Below are 15,801 nucleotides of genomic sequence, written 5' to 3' on the forward strand. Positions count from 1 at the left end.
CCCACCCCTAACCTCTCCCAGGAGGGGAAGTCAGGAGTCGTACGGGCGAATGGCCATTCGCCCGTACAGGAGAAATGGGAATTATACAGTAGGTAGTTAGAAAAATAGTCCCTTAATTTTTCTGCCTCGCCTTACCCCAATATACTCACTTTTTCAGATATATCAACTGAAAAGCTTGTAGTTTTTCCAGACATAAAATGGCTAAAACCTTTATATGTCAATGCTTTGATATTTAATCAGCAAACCCTAAGATAATGACGAAGGTATTAGGAGTCAGGAGTCATAAGTCAGGATAATGGGGGAAGTTAGATGGAGATAGAATAGTCTCTCAATTTTTCTGGCTTTGCCTGCCCAAAATTCTCATATTTTTAGCTTCAGGCTCTAAAAACCTTACACTTTCTTTTCCCGCACAAAAGGATAAGCTTTCATATAAGCTATTTAGGATTTATTTCATTTTCTGAAGCTCCTGAAAAAAAATTGCGCATCAGAATTTTCGGCTGCATTCTCACAAAAATTATGATACTATAAATGTTAAATGGGGTTTTTCGTATACATATATGACTTTTTATTCAACTAAAATTATTTGCTAAGAGACAATCAAAACATTCAGGAAATTTTCTTTTTATATAGCGCTGTGCTCCGGCAACAGGCACTATTGCAACAGGCAACAGGGGAAATAAATTGCCGATAATATAAGACTTCTAGCTCTTTTGCCCCTACTACAATTTGTAAATATACCAGCGCTCATTGCTATAATTATTGGGTAGTGCATCAGCAAAGTGTGGGATAAGTCGCGTATGGCTCGCTAATATAATCTCAAAGCACTGATATATAAAGGTTAAGCGCCCAGANGTCGCGTATGGCTCGCTAATATAATCTCAAAGCACTGATATATAAAGGTTAAGCGCCCAGATGGTCGCCAAGGGGGTGCCAATTTTTTAGCCTTTGAGACTAAAAAGTTAGGACGACTGGCAGAATTGCACAAAAAGATACACCCTACAATTACAATTATTCCTGCAAATGTTCGGACGTCTTCCCACCCTTCCCACACTTCCCACACTTCCCACACTCCCCACACTCCCCACACTCCCCACACTTCCTTGACGCACTACCAATTATTGCTCTGCTGATTAAATATTAAAGCATTTACAGAGAAAGGTTTTAGCCTTTTTATGTCTGGAAAAATTACCTAGTTTTCAGCTCTTTATGCTCAAAAAGGAGCGCATTTTGGGGAAAAGATGAGCAAAAAAAAATACTCCCCAACTCCTCCGCTCTCCTAAAAATCCTTACTTTTGCCTGATCAAATCTTTCCATCTACACCTCCGTCCTAGTGGAAAATCACAAACATTGTCATTTTATGAAGCTTAAAGCCAAAAAAGAAAAAATAGTAAATATAGTTTCTCAGCTCAGAGTGAATGTTGTAGAAAGGAAAATAGACATATAAACAGGATTTGCAGAAAAAGTACAAGTGGTAAGGTTAGAAGCCAGAATCCAGAATCTAGAAGTCAGGAGGAATGGGAATTATAGAAGAGGCAGTCAGAAAAATCGCCCCTTGATTTTCTTCCCCTATCTTGCCCAAAATCCTAAGTTTTTAAACCTGAACTACCTAAAAGCTGGTAGTTTATTAGTACCTAAAATTGCTCAAACCTTTATCGGTCGATGCTTTTATATTTAATCAGCTAACCCTAACTATACCAAAATCTATATTACCAAACCCAGTCTTGAATATTTCCGTTCTCAAATTCCTCCCTAAACATTTTCTTAGCCTCACATTATTACCAAAAACACAAAACAAAATAATAACAAACCAAGAAACCCTATTCTTTATTAATATGGGCGGTACTGGATTTGAACCAGTGGCATCCTGCTTGTAAGGCAGGCGCTCTACCGCTGAGCTAACCGCCCAACTTTTATTAATATAACACATATTCTTAAATATGCAAGTAAAAAAATCTTCCTTTATCTGCTAAGTTTGATAAATATAAGTTATATATTTTTTGGCCTACATTAAATCTCCTATGCCTAGTGGTAGTACCCATGACCGGATAACCTTGTGGAGTTTGCCCATTGTAACAGGGTTAAGCTTTGGGTTGATTCATAGTACCCACTTAACCTTATTTGTGTCTGGGGGGTTTTTATTTAGTGGCCTAATGTTTGGCCCAGACCTGGATATCAATTCTCGACAATTTCAACGTTGGGGTTGGTTTAAGTGGCTTTGGCGGCCCTACCAAACCAGTCTTAACCATCGCTCCTTTTTATCTCATGGACCGATAATTGGTACTGCACTACGGCTACTATACTTGTTAACTTTATTGTCAGTTTTGGTAGTTTTGGGTTTAATGATAGATGAATTACTAAACACAGAAGGGAGGACTTTAGGATTTGTTGCAAGTTTGTGGCGATCGCTTTCCGAACATTATCAAGAAGTAATTGCTCTGTTGGTAGGTATAGAACTCGGTGCAATGAGTCATTCCCTGAGTGATTGGAGTAGTTCTGCTTACAAACGTTTTCAAACTAAAGGTTTATCTAGCTTACTCCCTCAAATCAAACTTCAAAGACGACAACGTAAGTCCACTCATAAATCTAGTTCCTCAAAAGTTGTTGCTTCAGGTAGTCGTCATCGCAGTAAAAAATAAAAGAAAATATCAACATTTTGATCGAGGTCATTTCAGTTATAGCGCTACGCGAAGCGGGAATAGGGAATAGGGAATAGGGAATAGTAGACTAATAAAGGGTTTTAGGATTTAGAAATGTCAAGAGCCTTAATGCGTAGCACTATNGGAATAGGGAATAGGGAATAGTAGACTAATAAAGGGTTTTAGGATTTAGAAATGTCAAGAGCCTTAATGCGTAGCACTATATCAGTTATAGTCATTTCAAATAAGGATGAAACACTTTTTTTCCCTAAAACCCTTTCAAGGAAAGAAAAATTTGTCCCAGTCTTATTCAGAATGACTATATCAGTGAGCCTTAGACTAAACTCGGAGGCTTTAAATAGTGAGTTAAATATTTTTTTCATCCCCTTAAAAAGGGAGGCTTTTGACCTTATTTTTTGGTAAACATTAAAGTTTAGGGAAGGTTCTTCTTTCTCAAGAGAATATTTTTTAAATTTTCCCCTACTCCCTACTCCCTAAATTTTTTAACTTCCCTTCGGGGAAGTCAAAGCTCTCCGGTAAGGGAGCGTCATAAAGGAAAGCCAGGGCCAAGATTCGGATACCTTCATAAGCTGTTCATATGCCGCAAGACATGCTAGGTACATTTTGTTAGTATCAATGTCAACACAGGGGTCCGACATCACCTCTGTCACGCGCAGCGGTCAGGGTTTCCCAGACTGAAGAATTTCGCGTTTTCCCGTAAGGGCAACGTCGGGAGTATGTCAAATAAAAGCGACTTTGTTGTATGAAAGTATATAGCTGTCGCACTTGCTCGGCATATGTACAATAATAAAGTGCAGAAACTGCTCTAACTATTGGACAATAGATGAATAGAACATCAATGTTGATATGGGAAAAGGCTGAAACTTTTGCCAGTAAAGGCTTTGATGTTTAATTTGCTAGCCCTTACTATTGGACAATAGATGAATAGAACATCAATAATTGCGAAAGAGAGAGATATAGCTGTGGAATGGATGCTCTATCGGTACTTTCATGCAACAAAGCCAATAAAAGCTCAACATTTTGATCGAGGTAAACATTAAAGTTTAGGGAACGTTCTTCTTTACTCAAGAGAATATTTTTTAAATTTTCCCCTACTCTCTACTCCCTACTCCCTACTCCATTCAATATTAATAATCATAAGGATTTTTAGGCTTAGGAATTGATTCTATTTCCATGGGCAAAATTGTTAATTTACGTTGACCTCTCAACTCCTCAGTAATCATTTCTCCTTTTACTATCAACCAACTATCTTGAGGATATTTACTCCGACTTCTACCTTCTGGTAATTTAACTGGTAATCCTACTGGATAAGCATCAGCAGCACAGCAAGTCAGAATAAATCTAGATATCCAGAAATATTGCTCAGATAATCCATGGGGATAAATTACAAAACCAGTTACTTCAACTTTTTGACCATTATAAGCATCTGGTTCTGGATAAACATTTAAAGTCCTAATCCATNTATTTACTCCGACTTCTACCTTCTGGTAATTTAACTGGTAATCCTACTGGATAAGCATCAGCAGCACAGCAAGTCAGAATAAATCTAGATATCCAGAAATATTGCTCAGATAATCCATGGGGATAAATTACAAAACCAGTTACTTCAACTTTTTGACCATTATAAGCATCTGGTTCTGGATAAACATTTAAAGTCCTAATCCATTCAATTAGCGATCGCTCTTCTGGTTTAGTTGCAGTCCGAAATTCTTGAGGTTGAGTTCTAGTTACTGGTAAAGATTCTGTTAAGCCTCTTTGTAATGCAGTTTGACTAGCAAAAACTTGAGGAGTAATTGTTAAAGCTAGTAGAGCAGATATTAATAGTAAACCACTACTCCAACCAGGAGGAAATAAGTTAATATGTTGTTGATTTTCAATTATACTAAATTCTTGTTTTAATTTACTGGGGAGTCTTTGTTTTTTGCTAATATTCCATAACTCCCATATTTTGCATCCACCTAATATTAATAAAGTGATTCCAGCGCCAAGAGTTAAACCAAAATAACGGGGATGAATCAATATATATAACTTTCCTGTCAGCCAATAGTTTATCAACAAAAAACCCCAAGCCAAAATTGCTGTCGCATCCAACCAAGGTTCATATCGTTTAAGTAGAGAAAATAATGATTTTTCAGCCTTCATATCAAAAATTATTTCTGTAAATGATGAGATAATACCGATTTGATAAATGTTTTTTACAAATAGCTATAGGGATTTTTAGGGGTCGGGAGTCAGGAGTTATAATGAATTTTTCAATGCCATTTTTAGGTTGTAAATCATCTTTTTTGTTAACAAGGTATCTGTAAGATAAATCTAAATAAACACTGGAAATATTTAGTATTTAGTGGGTTAAGGCGGCTAGGAAATATTATTTGATTTTGTGAGATTATTTCCGCCTCACCCTCCCCACTCTACATCAAGACTTAATATTTTATTTATAGATACCCTCTAAGAGACTTTTTTTCAAACAAGTATTAAGAGAGCTTAGAGTGACTGAAATCTCAAATAGGTAAGACTTCAAAAGATTAAAATCTGGTAAATACCAGAGGTGGAAAGGTAAATATATTCCTAGATTTTTAAGTGACAAAGAGTTGTCTTGATTTCTTCCTTCCTCCATGGCTGTTCCCAGTTAAGTTTTCATAGTTAATTGTTCCCTATCTCCTGCTTATATTTCCTGATATATTCAATCTCTAAATAGACATTTTCTATAAAATATTTTTATCTACCTTACTATTCGTAACATTATTTTTTCAAGATAGCATAGTAATCAAGAATTATTTATGAGATATTTAAGAACAATTAAGATAGATGACAATCATTTTATATTCTGAATTATGACTCCTAATTACCACTAAAATATTACAACTAAAATATGATTGCTATATAATTCAACTTAAATATAAGTTCACAAGTAAAGCCATAATAAATGTTAACTGTGCTGCCAATATCATTAAATAAATCACAGCTCGTGAGCGAAAAAATGATAGTAATAAACCGACAGCTTTAATATCAATCATCGGTCCAAAAACTAAAAAAGCTAATAGAGAACCACTGGTAAAAGTTGCAGCAAATGACAAAGCAAAAAAAGCATCTACAGTCGAACAAATAGAAACTACTGCTGCTAAAGCTAGCATAGCAATAATTGAAGTAACTGGACCTTGACCAAGATTCAGAATAAGTTCACGGGGAGCAGCAACTTGAATTATCGCAGCGATCGCACTCCCAATTACTAATACTCCTCCCAACTCCCTTAATTCCTGCACCATACTATTCAATAAAGACAAAAGTCGCTGTTTATCGGGAACAAAGAAGAGAGATGTCCAACCCAGACCTTTATTAGTAGTTGTTTGACTGCCAATTCCCAGAGACTGACCTTGAGCAACAGGTGTCGTCATTGCTCCTGGGAAAAGTCCCATAGACTCTAGGGGGACAGATGTAGTAGATTGACCTAAAAAAAATGTTCCTGACTGTAGAAGGGGAGAAGTCTTCAACTGTTGAGAAACTGGCTGTTGAGGTCTAGGTAATAAACGAGCAGTTGTAGGTTGCAGAATTTGTCGTATATCCTTCTGTACACTAAATATCCAACCAATAATTGTTGCTATAACTAGAGAAAATACTACTCGCAAAACAACAATTTCTGGTTGGTCTCTAAATGCGGTCCAAGTTGCCCAGATAACTATGGGATTAATTGTTGGAGCTGCCAATAAAAATCCAATTGCTACTGATGTTGGTACACCTTGTATCAATAAACGTCGAGCAACTGGAACGTTACCACATTCACAGACTGGGAACAAAAAACCAACTAAGCTACCTACAAATGCTCCTAAAAGGGGATTTTGAGGCAGATATGTAATTAATTTTCGTTCATCAATAAACCATTGTAATATTCCGGAAAAAATCACCCCTAACAGCAAAAATGGCATTGCTTCTACCAATAAACTGAGAAAGAGGGTGAAAGAATTATTCAACTGATTAGTCAGTGTTGATGCCATCTTTAAATTTACTTTTTAATGTTATTTACATTTATAATTGTTAGACGATATACATCATCTAGTTAGCCATCTATTTAAGTTACACTGTTAGAGACTGTTTGTAAAATAAGTATTAATAAAAAAGTTTCACAACTCAATCAACTAGCTTGAATAAGGTAAGGGATTGAAATAACTCTACAGAGGGAGGAGGTATGACTATTCATAGTCAATCAGTTAGTTGTGAAGTTCCTGATAACAAATAATTGTTTTTTTACCTCCATACCTCCATACCTATTTCCAGTTAAGTGTTCCCTATCTTCTTTTTTTATATTGCCTGATACATTCAACTTCTTAGTATATAATAAGATTATTAAATTACTTAGAATCAGATAATTTTCTTATTTAGCTAGATACTATTTCTCTAGGCACACAAAACATTTAAAATTTATGTTGAATATATCTTCCTCTGAGTTATTAATTTCGACAATTCCTGACAATTGTCTGTCAACAACATTTCAGGAGTCAACTGTACGGGATTTGTCTCTATATGATTTTCAAGTTGATAATAATCAAGTAGGAGAAATAGCTGCTTTGAGGCTAGAAAGTGAACCAAGATTGCCAGGGGTTATTTTAATGGAGGAGGAGCAGCTCTCAGGAATGATTTCCCGACGGCGATTTTTGGAGTATTTGAGTCGCCCTTTTGGCAGAGAATTATTTCTGAAAAGGTCTATCAAAACTTTGTATCAATTTGCTTATACGGATTTTTTAGTTCTCCCTGCAAATACTACAATTGTGGAGGCTAGTAGTAGAGCTTTGCAGAGAAAAACTGATATCGCATACGAACCAATTGTTGTTGAAATTGAACCCAATGTTTATAGACTTTTAGATGTTCATCATCTGCTTGTGGCTCAATCTCAGATTCATCAATTGGCAAATAATTTACTCCAGGAGCTTTATCTAAAGTTGGAAACAGCTCATAAAGAGTTGGAGCTTCAGGCTTCTTTAGATGCTTTAACTCAAGTTGCTAATCGTAGAAAATTTGACCAATATCTAGCTGAACAATGGTTCCAAATGTCTAAAGAAGAACAATCTATATCAATAATTATGGCAGATATTGATTGTTTTAAAGGTTATAATGACACTTACGGTCATCAAGCTGGAGATCGGTGTCTGAAACAAGTTGCTTTGGCAATAAATCAAACTGTTCAAATGATAACTAAGGCAAATAATGAAAATTTAGTTGCTCGTTATGGAGGTGAAGAATTTGCTATAGTTTTACCTAAAATAAATGCTACTGAAGCTATTTATATTGCTGAAAAAATTCGCCTTCATATTAAATCATTAAATATTATTCATCAAGCTTCTTCTTGTGCCTCAAAAATTGTTACTTTAAGTTTAGGAGTTGCTACTATTATACCTCAATTGGGTAGCTCTATAGAAAAGTTAATTGCTCAAGCAGATCAAACTCTTTATCAAGCTAAAACAACAGGTCGCGATCGTGTTATTTATAGTTAATAAAAAGTTTCGCATTAAGTAAAAAAAATAGTTTTAATTATCAAAAAAACTTCCGTTTCTGTTAATTATATAGAATCCGAGTAATTAGTTATCGTATTGCAGAGGAGTCAGGAGTCAGGAGTCGTAGGGGCGATTTCGTTTCCTGCGGAATGCTGCGCAAACCGAATGCTGTCGCAAACGCGTTTTGCTGGCGCACAACTATCCTAGGTCATGCTCCGCAAACGCACTTCGGCTGTCGCCGACATGGAAAGCGGAGCATTCCGTCAGGAAANTTTTGCTGGCGCACAACTATCCTAGGTCATGCTCCGCAAACGCACTTCGGCTGTCGCCGACATGGAAAGCGGAGCATTCCGTCAGGAAATGCGGAGCATGACAAACGGAAATCGCCTGTACAGGAGTTAGGAGAAATATTGGATTTGAACTATTAAATTATATAATTCATATTCAATAGAAAACTTTGCTTAATGAAGAAGTAATTTTGCAATTACTGTATAACCGGATTTTATATTACTTAATATATAGCAAACCGGGCATAGGTTGCGACAAATTAAAAAGTAAATAAAAAAGTTGAAACTTTTACCTGTTGCCTGTTCCCTAAAAAGCAGTAAAATTTTTGCCACGAATAATATCAAATTCGGTAGTATCGGTGTAAAAAAAAGCGTAGAAACCGAGTTTATATAAAATGCCGACTATAACTGACATCTATATCTCATAAACCCGGTTTCTTATAATACTCCGAAGCCAACGGATTTNCCACGAATAATATCAAATTCGGTAGTATCGGTGTAAAAAAAAGCGTAGAAACCGAGTTTATATAAAATGCCGACTATAACTGACATCTATATCTCATAAACCCGGTTTCTTATAATACTCCGAAGCCAACGGATTTGAGATAAAATAGGATTGCTATATTGAAATATCATCAGTATTATTTGGGGGCATCTCAATTTTGAAGAAAGCCAAAAATTTATCGCTTTTAGGGAATAGGGAATAGGGAAAAAGTATTTTGGCAAATATGAGATGCACCCTATTATTTAGGGTAATTGAAATGTCATACCAAGCCTTCTATAATTGATAAATGCTTGACTAAATCAAAACTGCTCAGTATATAGGAAAATATTAGCTGAAAACCTTTAAAATTATGACTTTTGTAGGTGCGAATCGCGATTTGCCCCTACCACCAAAATACTACAACCGATTAGAGGATTCCCATATCTATTAGTTTTTTCTTTCTTATATCTTCCCTATTTCTTATTTCGTAAAAGTCTACAATATCTCACAACTCAAGTAATATTGCTATAGCAATCCTAAATAGGTCTTCAATAATTGATAATTGATAATTGATAATTGATAATTACCTCTGGTTAAAACCGCTCTTGATTGAAGATGAGGAAATATCCTAGCACTTTTTCCCCTATCCAAGGGGAGGCTTTAAACCAGAATTATTTAATTATTAATAATTAATAATTAATAATTCGGTAATTTTGTAATTGTGAGCAACAACAAAGCATTTTCAAATACCCAAAACTCCTGATATACAGAAAAATACTATGGCAGCAAAGGATACTTTCCATGATGCAGTAAAATCTGCTTTACAAAAGGAGGCTTGGAATATTACCCACGATCCTCTCTACATTAATTTTGCTGAAGTTGAAATTTATAGCAATGAGCGCTGGTATATTTACAAATTGTAGTAGGGGCCAAGCAGCTCAAAGTCTTATACTATCGGCAATTTCTTCCCCCTGTTGCCTGTTGCCTGTTGCCTGTTCCCGGAGCACAGCGCTATATATTGACTTGGCAGCAGAAAGACTTTTAGCAGCAGAATAAAGATGGAAAAAGAATAGCGGTTGAAATTAAAACCTTTATCAAACCTTCGGCAATTTCTGAATTATCGCTTTGCTCTTCATGCAGAAGAGCCAGAGCGAATACTATACCTCGCTATTCCTCTTGCAGCTTACGAGACCTTTAAGCTCCTGAAAAAAATTGCGCATCGAAAGATTTTCCTTTACTTCCTGACAATTTTTGTGATACTATAAAATTTAGATGGTGTTATTCGCCTATACACATGACTTTTTATTCAATCAAACTTCCTGACCTCCAATAGGCAATGAAATATTCAGGAATTTTCCCAGGAGCAATACCAAAAATATTTTCATTTTCTGAAGCTTCCGTAAATATGGATTTTCCCTCATCAAATCTTTCCATTTATCCTTCCTTCAGTGGAAAACCACCAACATTTTCATTTTATGCAGCTTCTAAAAAATTCGGCGCGTCGAAAAATCTTCCGTTGCTTCCTCAGATAAAGATAAGCTTTCAGCACTCAGCTTTTTTTCTAAATTTTGAAAATTTAGAATCTGCTGAAAAGGATGAAATATCAAAAGGGAATAGAACTCCGTTCCGCTTCGCGAACGCTCAATCCATTTCTTCTGTTTTTTCTGTTGATCAAATTTTTCCATTTATCCTTCCTCAGTGAAAAACCACCAACATTTTCATTTTATGAAGCTCCTACCTAAAAAAATCGCGCGTCAAAAGATTTTCTCTTGCTTCGTGACAATTTTTCTGATACNTATGAAGCTCCTACCTAAAAAAATCGCGCGTCAAAAGATTTTCTCTTGCTTCGTGACAATTTTTCTGATACTATAAAATTTAGCTGGTGCTACTCGCCCATACACATGACTTTTTATTCAATCAAACTTGCTTACCTCCAACAGGCAATGAAATATTCAGGCATTTTCCCAGGAACAATACCAGAAATATTTTCATTTTCTGAAGCTTCCATAAATAATTATTTTCCCTCATCAAATTTTTCCATTTATCCTTCCTCAGTGGAAACCCACCAACATTTTCATTTTATGAAGCTCCTACCTAAAAAAATCGCGCGTCAAAAGATTTTCTCTTGCTTCGTGACAATTTTTCTGATACNTATGAAGCTCCTACCTAAAAAAATCGCGCGTCAAAAGATTTTCTCTTGCTTCGTGACAATTTTTCTGATACTATAAAATTTAGCTGGTGTTACTCGCCCATACACATGACTTTTTATTCAACTAAAAATAGTAATAATTTCTCATCTTAGAGTGAATATTGTAGAAACTAAAATCAATTTAAAAAATACAGTTAGTGCTTCTGTATTTCAAGTCTTCTACTTGAACACGAGGTACTGAATAAGTCATAAGAGAAATAGAGATTTGTTAAGCTAAGATAACAAAAGTTAACACTATGTCCAATAATCTTTAACCCACAATATTAACTATGACAATTAAAGTAGGAGACAAAGCACCCGAATTTACCTTATCATCCCAAGATGGAACTAAAGTTTCTCTCTCTGACTTCCTGGGTAAGAAAAATGTTGTTGTTTACTTTTATCCTAAGGACGACACACCTGGATGTACCAAGGAAGCTTGTGCATTTAGAGACAAATATCAGGTATTTACAGATGCTGATGCTGAAGTGATTGGTATTAGTGGAGACTCGAAAAAATCTCACAAACAATTTGCGGCTAAATATAATTTACCCTTTACTCTCTTATCTGATAAGAGCAACAAAGTTAGAGAATTATATGATGTACCTGCTACACTCTGGATACTTCCAGGTAGAGTTACTTATGTCATAGATAAAGAAGGAATTATTCGTCATATCTTTGACTCTATGCTTGACTTTGATGCTCACGTTAAAGAAGCTTTAAAAACATTGAAAGCTATATCTGTTTAACTAGCCATAAGCTTTTCTGATTTTTGAGCGCTTACCGCTTATTTCAACTTTTGTTCAAGAAAACTAAAAAAATAAATGGCGTTGCTGAAATGTAATGGTCAGTAGCTGAAGGTGAAAAAGGTAAAATCGGAAAACTTATGTTTTTCCTTGATACTTAATCTAAAAATAATTACCACTCAGCAACGCCAAATAAATTATCCCATATCTTATAGATAAGCATCTTGCCCACAAAGTATTTTGGGATAATTTTTAAATTGGAAGTCACTTAGCTACTTAGCTTTAGTAAAGACATGATAATATTAAGTCAAGACTAAAGCTAAATATAATTATAGGAATAAATCATTCAGGAATTTGTCAAGAACTTCAAGTCTGACTAATTTAAACCTAAGTAGATTTAACACCTACCACCTCACTAACACTATTACTTACTTTGCCATTATTACCATTACCATTAGGTCGTGGTTGAATTAAACCATAACCACCATGATGATAACGTTTGTAAATAACATTAATTTCACCAGTAGCTAAATTGCAAAACATATAGAAATCATGGTCAATAAGTTGTAGTTGCTCCAGGGCTTCTTCTACAGTCATCGGAGTCATAGCAAAATATTTAGTCCGTACTACCTCATTTGGTAGCTCCGGTTGGCGATCGCCAATTAAATTCTCTACAACTGGTTGTGATTGAATTGCCTCAGCAGTCTTTTCTTTACTTACCTTAGATTGACGCTTTTCTTTATACTTCCTCAGTTGACGCGCAATTTTATCTGCTACTAAGTCAATACTAGCATACAAGTTCTCGCTACTTTCCTGGGCACGAATGACTGTACCATTTGCGTAGATAGTTACTTCTGCTGTTTGCTTAGGATTTATGCGTGGATTTTTAGCTACTGACAGATGTACATCTACTTCTGTGGTGAGTTGTTGAAAATGATTAACTGCTTTTTCAATTTTTTGATTGACATACTCATGAATAGAATCGGTTATTTCTATATTTTTACCCTGGATAACAAGCTTCATAAGCTCCCTCCGAATTGTGTTTGGGCTTACTATTACTTTATAGAATAGCACTTTGTATTCTCCCCAACATCTTCTCTTTAAAATCCTTTGCATCCCTTGACATTTCTTGACTTTTTTTGCCTTAATTTCACTAAAATTAGTCTTGATTTTTTGGATAATTAGCAGTATGTGGTTATATCATGTCTCTTTTTGCACTTGAGAGAAGAAGATTTTTATTACGGCTAGTTAATGAGACTTGATATTAGCAATATGAATCGTTATATTTTAGTTTTTATATTTTCTTTATTTGTTATCAACAAAGATAGTAGTTATATTTGAGAAGCCAGGAATCTATTTCAGTTGCTTTCTCAAAAGAAAAATCAAGAAATAGTCTAGTTATCTAGTGCAGGATGGCTGAAATAACTGACCAGTTACAAAATCCTAAAAGCCTTACTAAGCAATACTTTTGACTTTTAAATGCATGACTTTTAACTTCCGCGTAGCGACACTAGGGTTGGCTGAAAAAGTCTTTTTTCAGGAGTAGGAGAGCAGGGGAGTAATTTGTTTGCTCAACTATGCGCCCAAAATGCTAATTTTTGACGATAAAGAGCTGAAAACTAGGTACTTTTTCAAGACCTAAAAAGACTAATACCTTTATCTGTATATACCAATTCCCATGCATTAACGCAAGACCTTGGATAACACTTCAGTTATTAAGTAATTACCTTAGTTTAATTACTTTTTTGTTAGTTTGAGCACTATGAGTGCATTAATTATTCTTTTTTGTACGGACGCCCTTATGCAACGTCCCTACCTCCCCCGCTCCCCTACTTCAATCAAATGTAGAAAAGTTTTTGAGAAATAGTATTAATGCTTTGAGATTTAATCAGCAAGCCCTATCTATACGCAAAAGCCAAAAGCAGAGAAGTGTAATAATTACGCTCCTTACTACTCCCTTACTTCCCTATTCCCTATTCCCTATTCCCTACTGCCTAATCTAATAAATGACTTCTCAAACTTGCCAGTTAATTTGTCCAGGACTAACAACGTACTCATTGGCCTTAAAATGGCAACGATCTCTTGTCCAACAACGTCGTAATTGTCCAGAATTACCCGATNGCACAGTTTACTATTCCCTATTCCCTAAAATAGGATTGTTATATAGCGCTACGCATTAAGGTTAGAACATTTCTAAATCGTGAAACCCTTTGACAGTTTACTATTCCCTATTCCCTATTCCCTATTCCCTACTGCCTAATCTAATAAATGACTTCTCAAACTTGCCAGTTAATTTGTCCAGGACTAACAACGTACTCATTGGCCTTAAAATGGCAACGATCTCTTGTCCAACAACGTCGTAATTGTCCAGAATTACCCGATGTCCTCATACTATTAGAACATCCACCAGTTTATACATTGGGACAAGGAGCCAAATTAGATTTTCTCAAATTCGATCCTAGTGAAAATGAATACGAAGTCCACCGAGTAGAGCGAGGGGGGGAAGTGACATACCATTGTCCAGGTCAACTGGTAGGTTATCCAATCCTCAACTTAAAGCATTATCAGCAAGACTTACATTGGTATCTAAGACAACTCGAAGAAGTATTGCTAAAAGTCTTAGATGTCTATGGTCTTAAGGGTAAACGATATCCAGGTTTAACAGGTGTTTGGTTGGAGGGTCGAAAAGTAGGAGCAATTGGAATTAAAGTTAGCCGTTGGATAACTATGCACGGCTTCTCTCTCAATATTTGTCCAGATTTGACTGGTTTCTACAGAATTGTACCTTGTGGTATTTCTGATAAACCTGTAGGTAGTCTGGCTGAATTTTTACCTAGCATTACTATAGATGAAGTGCTACCCCAATTAGTTAATGCTTTTGCTCAAGTATTTGGAGTTAAGTTCAATTATTTACCACTTCAAAAGTAAGCATTAAGTATATCAGCTATTAGCTATCAACCATAGCAATCCTATTTTATTCCTGTCAAAAATATTACTTTTTTTGAGGAAACAGCTCCAGAAGACAACAGGTGGGAGTTGAATTTTTTTTATTTACTTTTGGATTTGTTACGACCTATTTAGGATTGCTATATTGATAAGAGGAGAAGGTAAAAGCAATTGAGAAATTGAGAAAGAATTAAAAGTTATTGCTCAAGTAAAGTTATTTAAGCTTAGAAAGAATTATTCATAATTTGCTGTTAACGCAGTTACGACCCAGGAGGCTAGTGCAGGATAGCGGAAATAACTAACCAGTTACAAAATCCTAAAAGCTTTCTTAACCAATACTTTTGACTTTTAAATGCATGAATTTTAACTTCCGCGTAGTGGCACTAGCTGACTGTTAAAAGCTGAATACTTATCTTTTAAAATTAAAAAGGTATAGGATCAGAATCGTCGGGTGCTGAGTCTTCCTCTTGAAAATTTGGAGTTGATTCTTGATTAACAACGGAACTACGACGAGACTCTAAATTTACAACATTATTATAGTTTTTTTCTTGAGGTTCCTGTTGAGTCATAGTTCTATTATTGGGTCTTTTTGTGTATGTTTGATTCCCATCTTCAGTCATAGCTTCAGGACGAATAGGATAGATTCTGGAGGCTGTTAATTCGGCTCGTTTTTCTTTAAATCCTTCTGGTCGGTCAATAGTATTCATATTCAACCGACCTTCAACAATTATATAATCGCCTTCATGATATTTTTCGTTAATTTCTTGAGCTAAATTTTGCCACGCTACTACTTTTAGTACCGCAGGTTTATTATCAACTCCTATATTAGGAAATTCTACCATCATTTCTGCTACTGGTAATTGAGCATCTGCTGTGTAGCGAAGTTCTGGATCTTTAATAATTTGTACCATTAATATACAGCTATTCATTTTTATTTTTGACTAAGACTAATTTGCTTTGAACCAAGAAATAAGGAAGATAAAGTTTGATCTAATGAATATTCATTT

Annotated in this window: 13 protein-coding genes, 1 tRNA gene and 1 pseudogene; 7 read left to right on the forward strand and 8 right to left on the reverse strand. The window is 35.4% G+C overall.

Annotated elements, in window-relative coordinates:
* The first annotated feature begins 1,468 nt into the window (after window positions 1-1,468).
* Window positions 1,469-1,675: a hypothetical protein gene (locus tag AFK68_RS31780; protein WP_094678137.1), complete on the forward strand. Its 207-nt coding sequence runs from the start codon at window positions 1,469-1,471 to the stop codon at window positions 1,673-1,675.
* A 158-nt stretch (window positions 1,676-1,833) separates the two neighbouring features.
* Here the strand turns inward: AFK68_RS31780 and AFK68_RS31785 are convergent.
* Window positions 1,834-1,905, reverse strand: a tRNA-Val gene (locus tag AFK68_RS31785).
* Between the two features lie 113 nt (window positions 1,906-2,018).
* Here AFK68_RS31785 and AFK68_RS31790 point away from each other — a divergent pair.
* The gene (locus tag AFK68_RS31790) at window positions 2,019-2,636 is read left to right on the forward strand and encodes a metal-binding protein (RefSeq protein WP_094678159.1); all 618 of its coding nucleotides are present in this window, start codon (window positions 2,019-2,021) and stop codon (window positions 2,634-2,636) included.
* 1,148 nt (window positions 2,637-3,784) lie between these two features.
* Here AFK68_RS31790 and AFK68_RS31800 read toward each other — a convergent pair.
* From AFK68_RS31800 to AFK68_RS31810, 3 genes and pseudogenes are all read right to left on the reverse strand, one after another.
* Window positions 3,785-4,114, reverse strand: a complete 330-nt coding sequence (locus AFK68_RS31800; protein ID WP_371357646.1) for a TIGR03943 family protein — start codon at window positions 4,112-4,114, stop codon at window positions 3,785-3,787.
* 5 nt (window positions 4,115-4,119) lie between these two features.
* Window positions 4,120-4,799 (reverse strand): annotated as a pseudogene (locus AFK68_RS31805) (TIGR03943 family protein); the annotation flags it as partial.
* Between the two features lie 746 nt (window positions 4,800-5,545).
* Window positions 5,546-6,649 carry a permease gene (locus AFK68_RS31810; protein WP_094678143.1) on the reverse strand — a complete coding sequence of 368 codons (1,104 nt, stop codon included), beginning with the start codon at window positions 6,647-6,649 and terminating at the stop codon, window positions 5,546-5,548.
* Between the two features lie 426 nt (window positions 6,650-7,075).
* Here AFK68_RS31810 and AFK68_RS31815 point away from each other — a divergent pair, with 426 nt between their 5' ends.
* From AFK68_RS31815 to AFK68_RS35895, 3 genes are all read left to right on the forward strand, one after another.
* Window positions 7,076-8,143 (forward strand): diguanylate cyclase, encoded by a 1,068-nt coding sequence (locus AFK68_RS31815; RefSeq protein ID WP_094678145.1) that lies wholly within the window; start codon window positions 7,076-7,078, stop codon window positions 8,141-8,143.
* Window positions 8,144-9,693: 1,550 nt separating this feature from the next.
* Complete coding sequence (locus AFK68_RS31820; RefSeq protein ID WP_094678147.1) at window positions 9,694-9,837, forward strand: element excision factor XisH family protein; 144 nt, start codon at window positions 9,694-9,696, stop codon at window positions 9,835-9,837.
* A 153-nt stretch (window positions 9,838-9,990) separates the two neighbouring features.
* On the forward strand, window positions 9,991-10,179 hold the full coding sequence (locus AFK68_RS35895) for an element excision factor XisH family protein (RefSeq protein ID WP_371357645.1): 189 nt from the start codon (window positions 9,991-9,993) through the stop codon (window positions 10,177-10,179).
* A 37-nt stretch (window positions 10,180-10,216) separates the two neighbouring features.
* Here AFK68_RS35895 and AFK68_RS43740 read toward each other — a convergent pair whose 3' ends face one another.
* A complete protein-coding gene (locus AFK68_RS43740) occupies window positions 10,217-10,348 on the reverse strand; it encodes a hypothetical protein (protein WP_256386697.1) in 132 nt (43 codons plus the stop codon).
* Between the two features lie 50 nt (window positions 10,349-10,398).
* On the reverse strand, window positions 10,399-10,599 hold the full coding sequence (locus tag AFK68_RS31830; protein ID WP_094678149.1) for a hypothetical protein: 201 nt from the start codon (window positions 10,597-10,599) through the stop codon (window positions 10,399-10,401).
* A 793-nt stretch (window positions 10,600-11,392) separates the two neighbouring features.
* Between AFK68_RS31830 and AFK68_RS31835 the strand changes: the two genes are divergently transcribed.
* Entirely contained in the window at window positions 11,393-11,851 is a 459-nt protein-coding gene (locus AFK68_RS31835; RefSeq protein WP_094678151.1) for a peroxiredoxin, read from the forward strand.
* Between the two features lie 384 nt (window positions 11,852-12,235).
* Here the strand turns inward: AFK68_RS31835 and hpf are convergent, their stop codons facing one another.
* The gene (gene hpf, locus AFK68_RS31840) at window positions 12,236-12,871 is read right to left on the reverse strand and encodes a ribosome hibernation-promoting factor, HPF/YfiA family (protein ID WP_094678153.1); all 636 of its coding nucleotides are present in this window, start codon (window positions 12,869-12,871) and stop codon (window positions 12,236-12,238) included.
* A 1,245-nt stretch (window positions 12,872-14,116) separates the two neighbouring features.
* On the opposite strand from hpf, the gene lipB reads away from it, so the two are divergent.
* The gene (lipB, locus tag AFK68_RS31845) at window positions 14,117-14,776 is read left to right on the forward strand and encodes a lipoyl(octanoyl) transferase LipB (protein WP_094678155.1); all 660 of its coding nucleotides are present in this window, start codon (window positions 14,117-14,119) and stop codon (window positions 14,774-14,776) included.
* A 440-nt stretch (window positions 14,777-15,216) separates the two neighbouring features.
* Here the strand turns inward: lipB and AFK68_RS31850 are convergent, their stop codons facing one another.
* Window positions 15,217-15,723 carry a single-stranded DNA-binding protein gene (locus AFK68_RS31850; protein WP_094678157.1) on the reverse strand — a complete coding sequence of 169 codons (507 nt, stop codon included), beginning with the start codon at window positions 15,721-15,723 and terminating at the stop codon, window positions 15,217-15,219.
* Window positions 15,724-15,801 lie beyond the last annotated feature (78 nt).

It is taken from the genome of Hydrocoleum sp. CS-953 (assembly GCF_002260545.1).
GTDB lineage: Bacteria > Cyanobacteriota > Cyanobacteriia > Cyanobacteriales > Microcoleaceae > Trichodesmium.

Coding starts and splice junctions, on each gene's coding strand:
- AFK68_RS31790 (WP_094678159.1), top strand. CDS start 2,019: ATGCCTAGTGGTAGTACCCATGACCGGATAACCTTGTGGAGTTTGCCC.
- AFK68_RS31810 (WP_094678143.1), bottom strand. CDS start 6,649: ATGGCATCAACACTGACTAATCAGTTGAATAATTCTTTCACCCTCTTT.
- AFK68_RS31815 (WP_094678145.1), top strand. CDS start 7,076: ATGTTGAATATATCTTCCTCTGAGTTATTAATTTCGACAATTCCTGAC.
- AFK68_RS31820 (WP_094678147.1), top strand. CDS start 9,694: ATGGCAGCAAAGGATACTTTCCATGATGCAGTAAAATCTGCTTTACAA.
- AFK68_RS43740 (WP_256386697.1), bottom strand. CDS start 10,348: ATGGAAAGATTTGATGAGGGAAAATCCATATTTACGGAAGCTTCAGAA.
- AFK68_RS31830 (WP_094678149.1), bottom strand. CDS start 10,599: ATGGAAAAATTTGATCAACAGAAAAAACAGAAGAAATGGATTGAGCGT.
- AFK68_RS31835 (WP_094678151.1), top strand. CDS start 11,393: ATGACAATTAAAGTAGGAGACAAAGCACCCGAATTTACCTTATCATCC.
- hpf (WP_094678153.1), bottom strand. CDS start 12,871: ATGAAGCTTGTTATCCAGGGTAAAAATATAGAAATAACCGATTCTATT.
- lipB (WP_094678155.1), top strand. CDS start 14,117: ATGACTTCTCAAACTTGCCAGTTAATTTGTCCAGGACTAACAACGTAC.
- AFK68_RS31850 (WP_094678157.1), bottom strand. CDS start 15,723: ATGAATAGCTGTATATTAATGGTACAAATTATTAAAGATCCAGAACTT.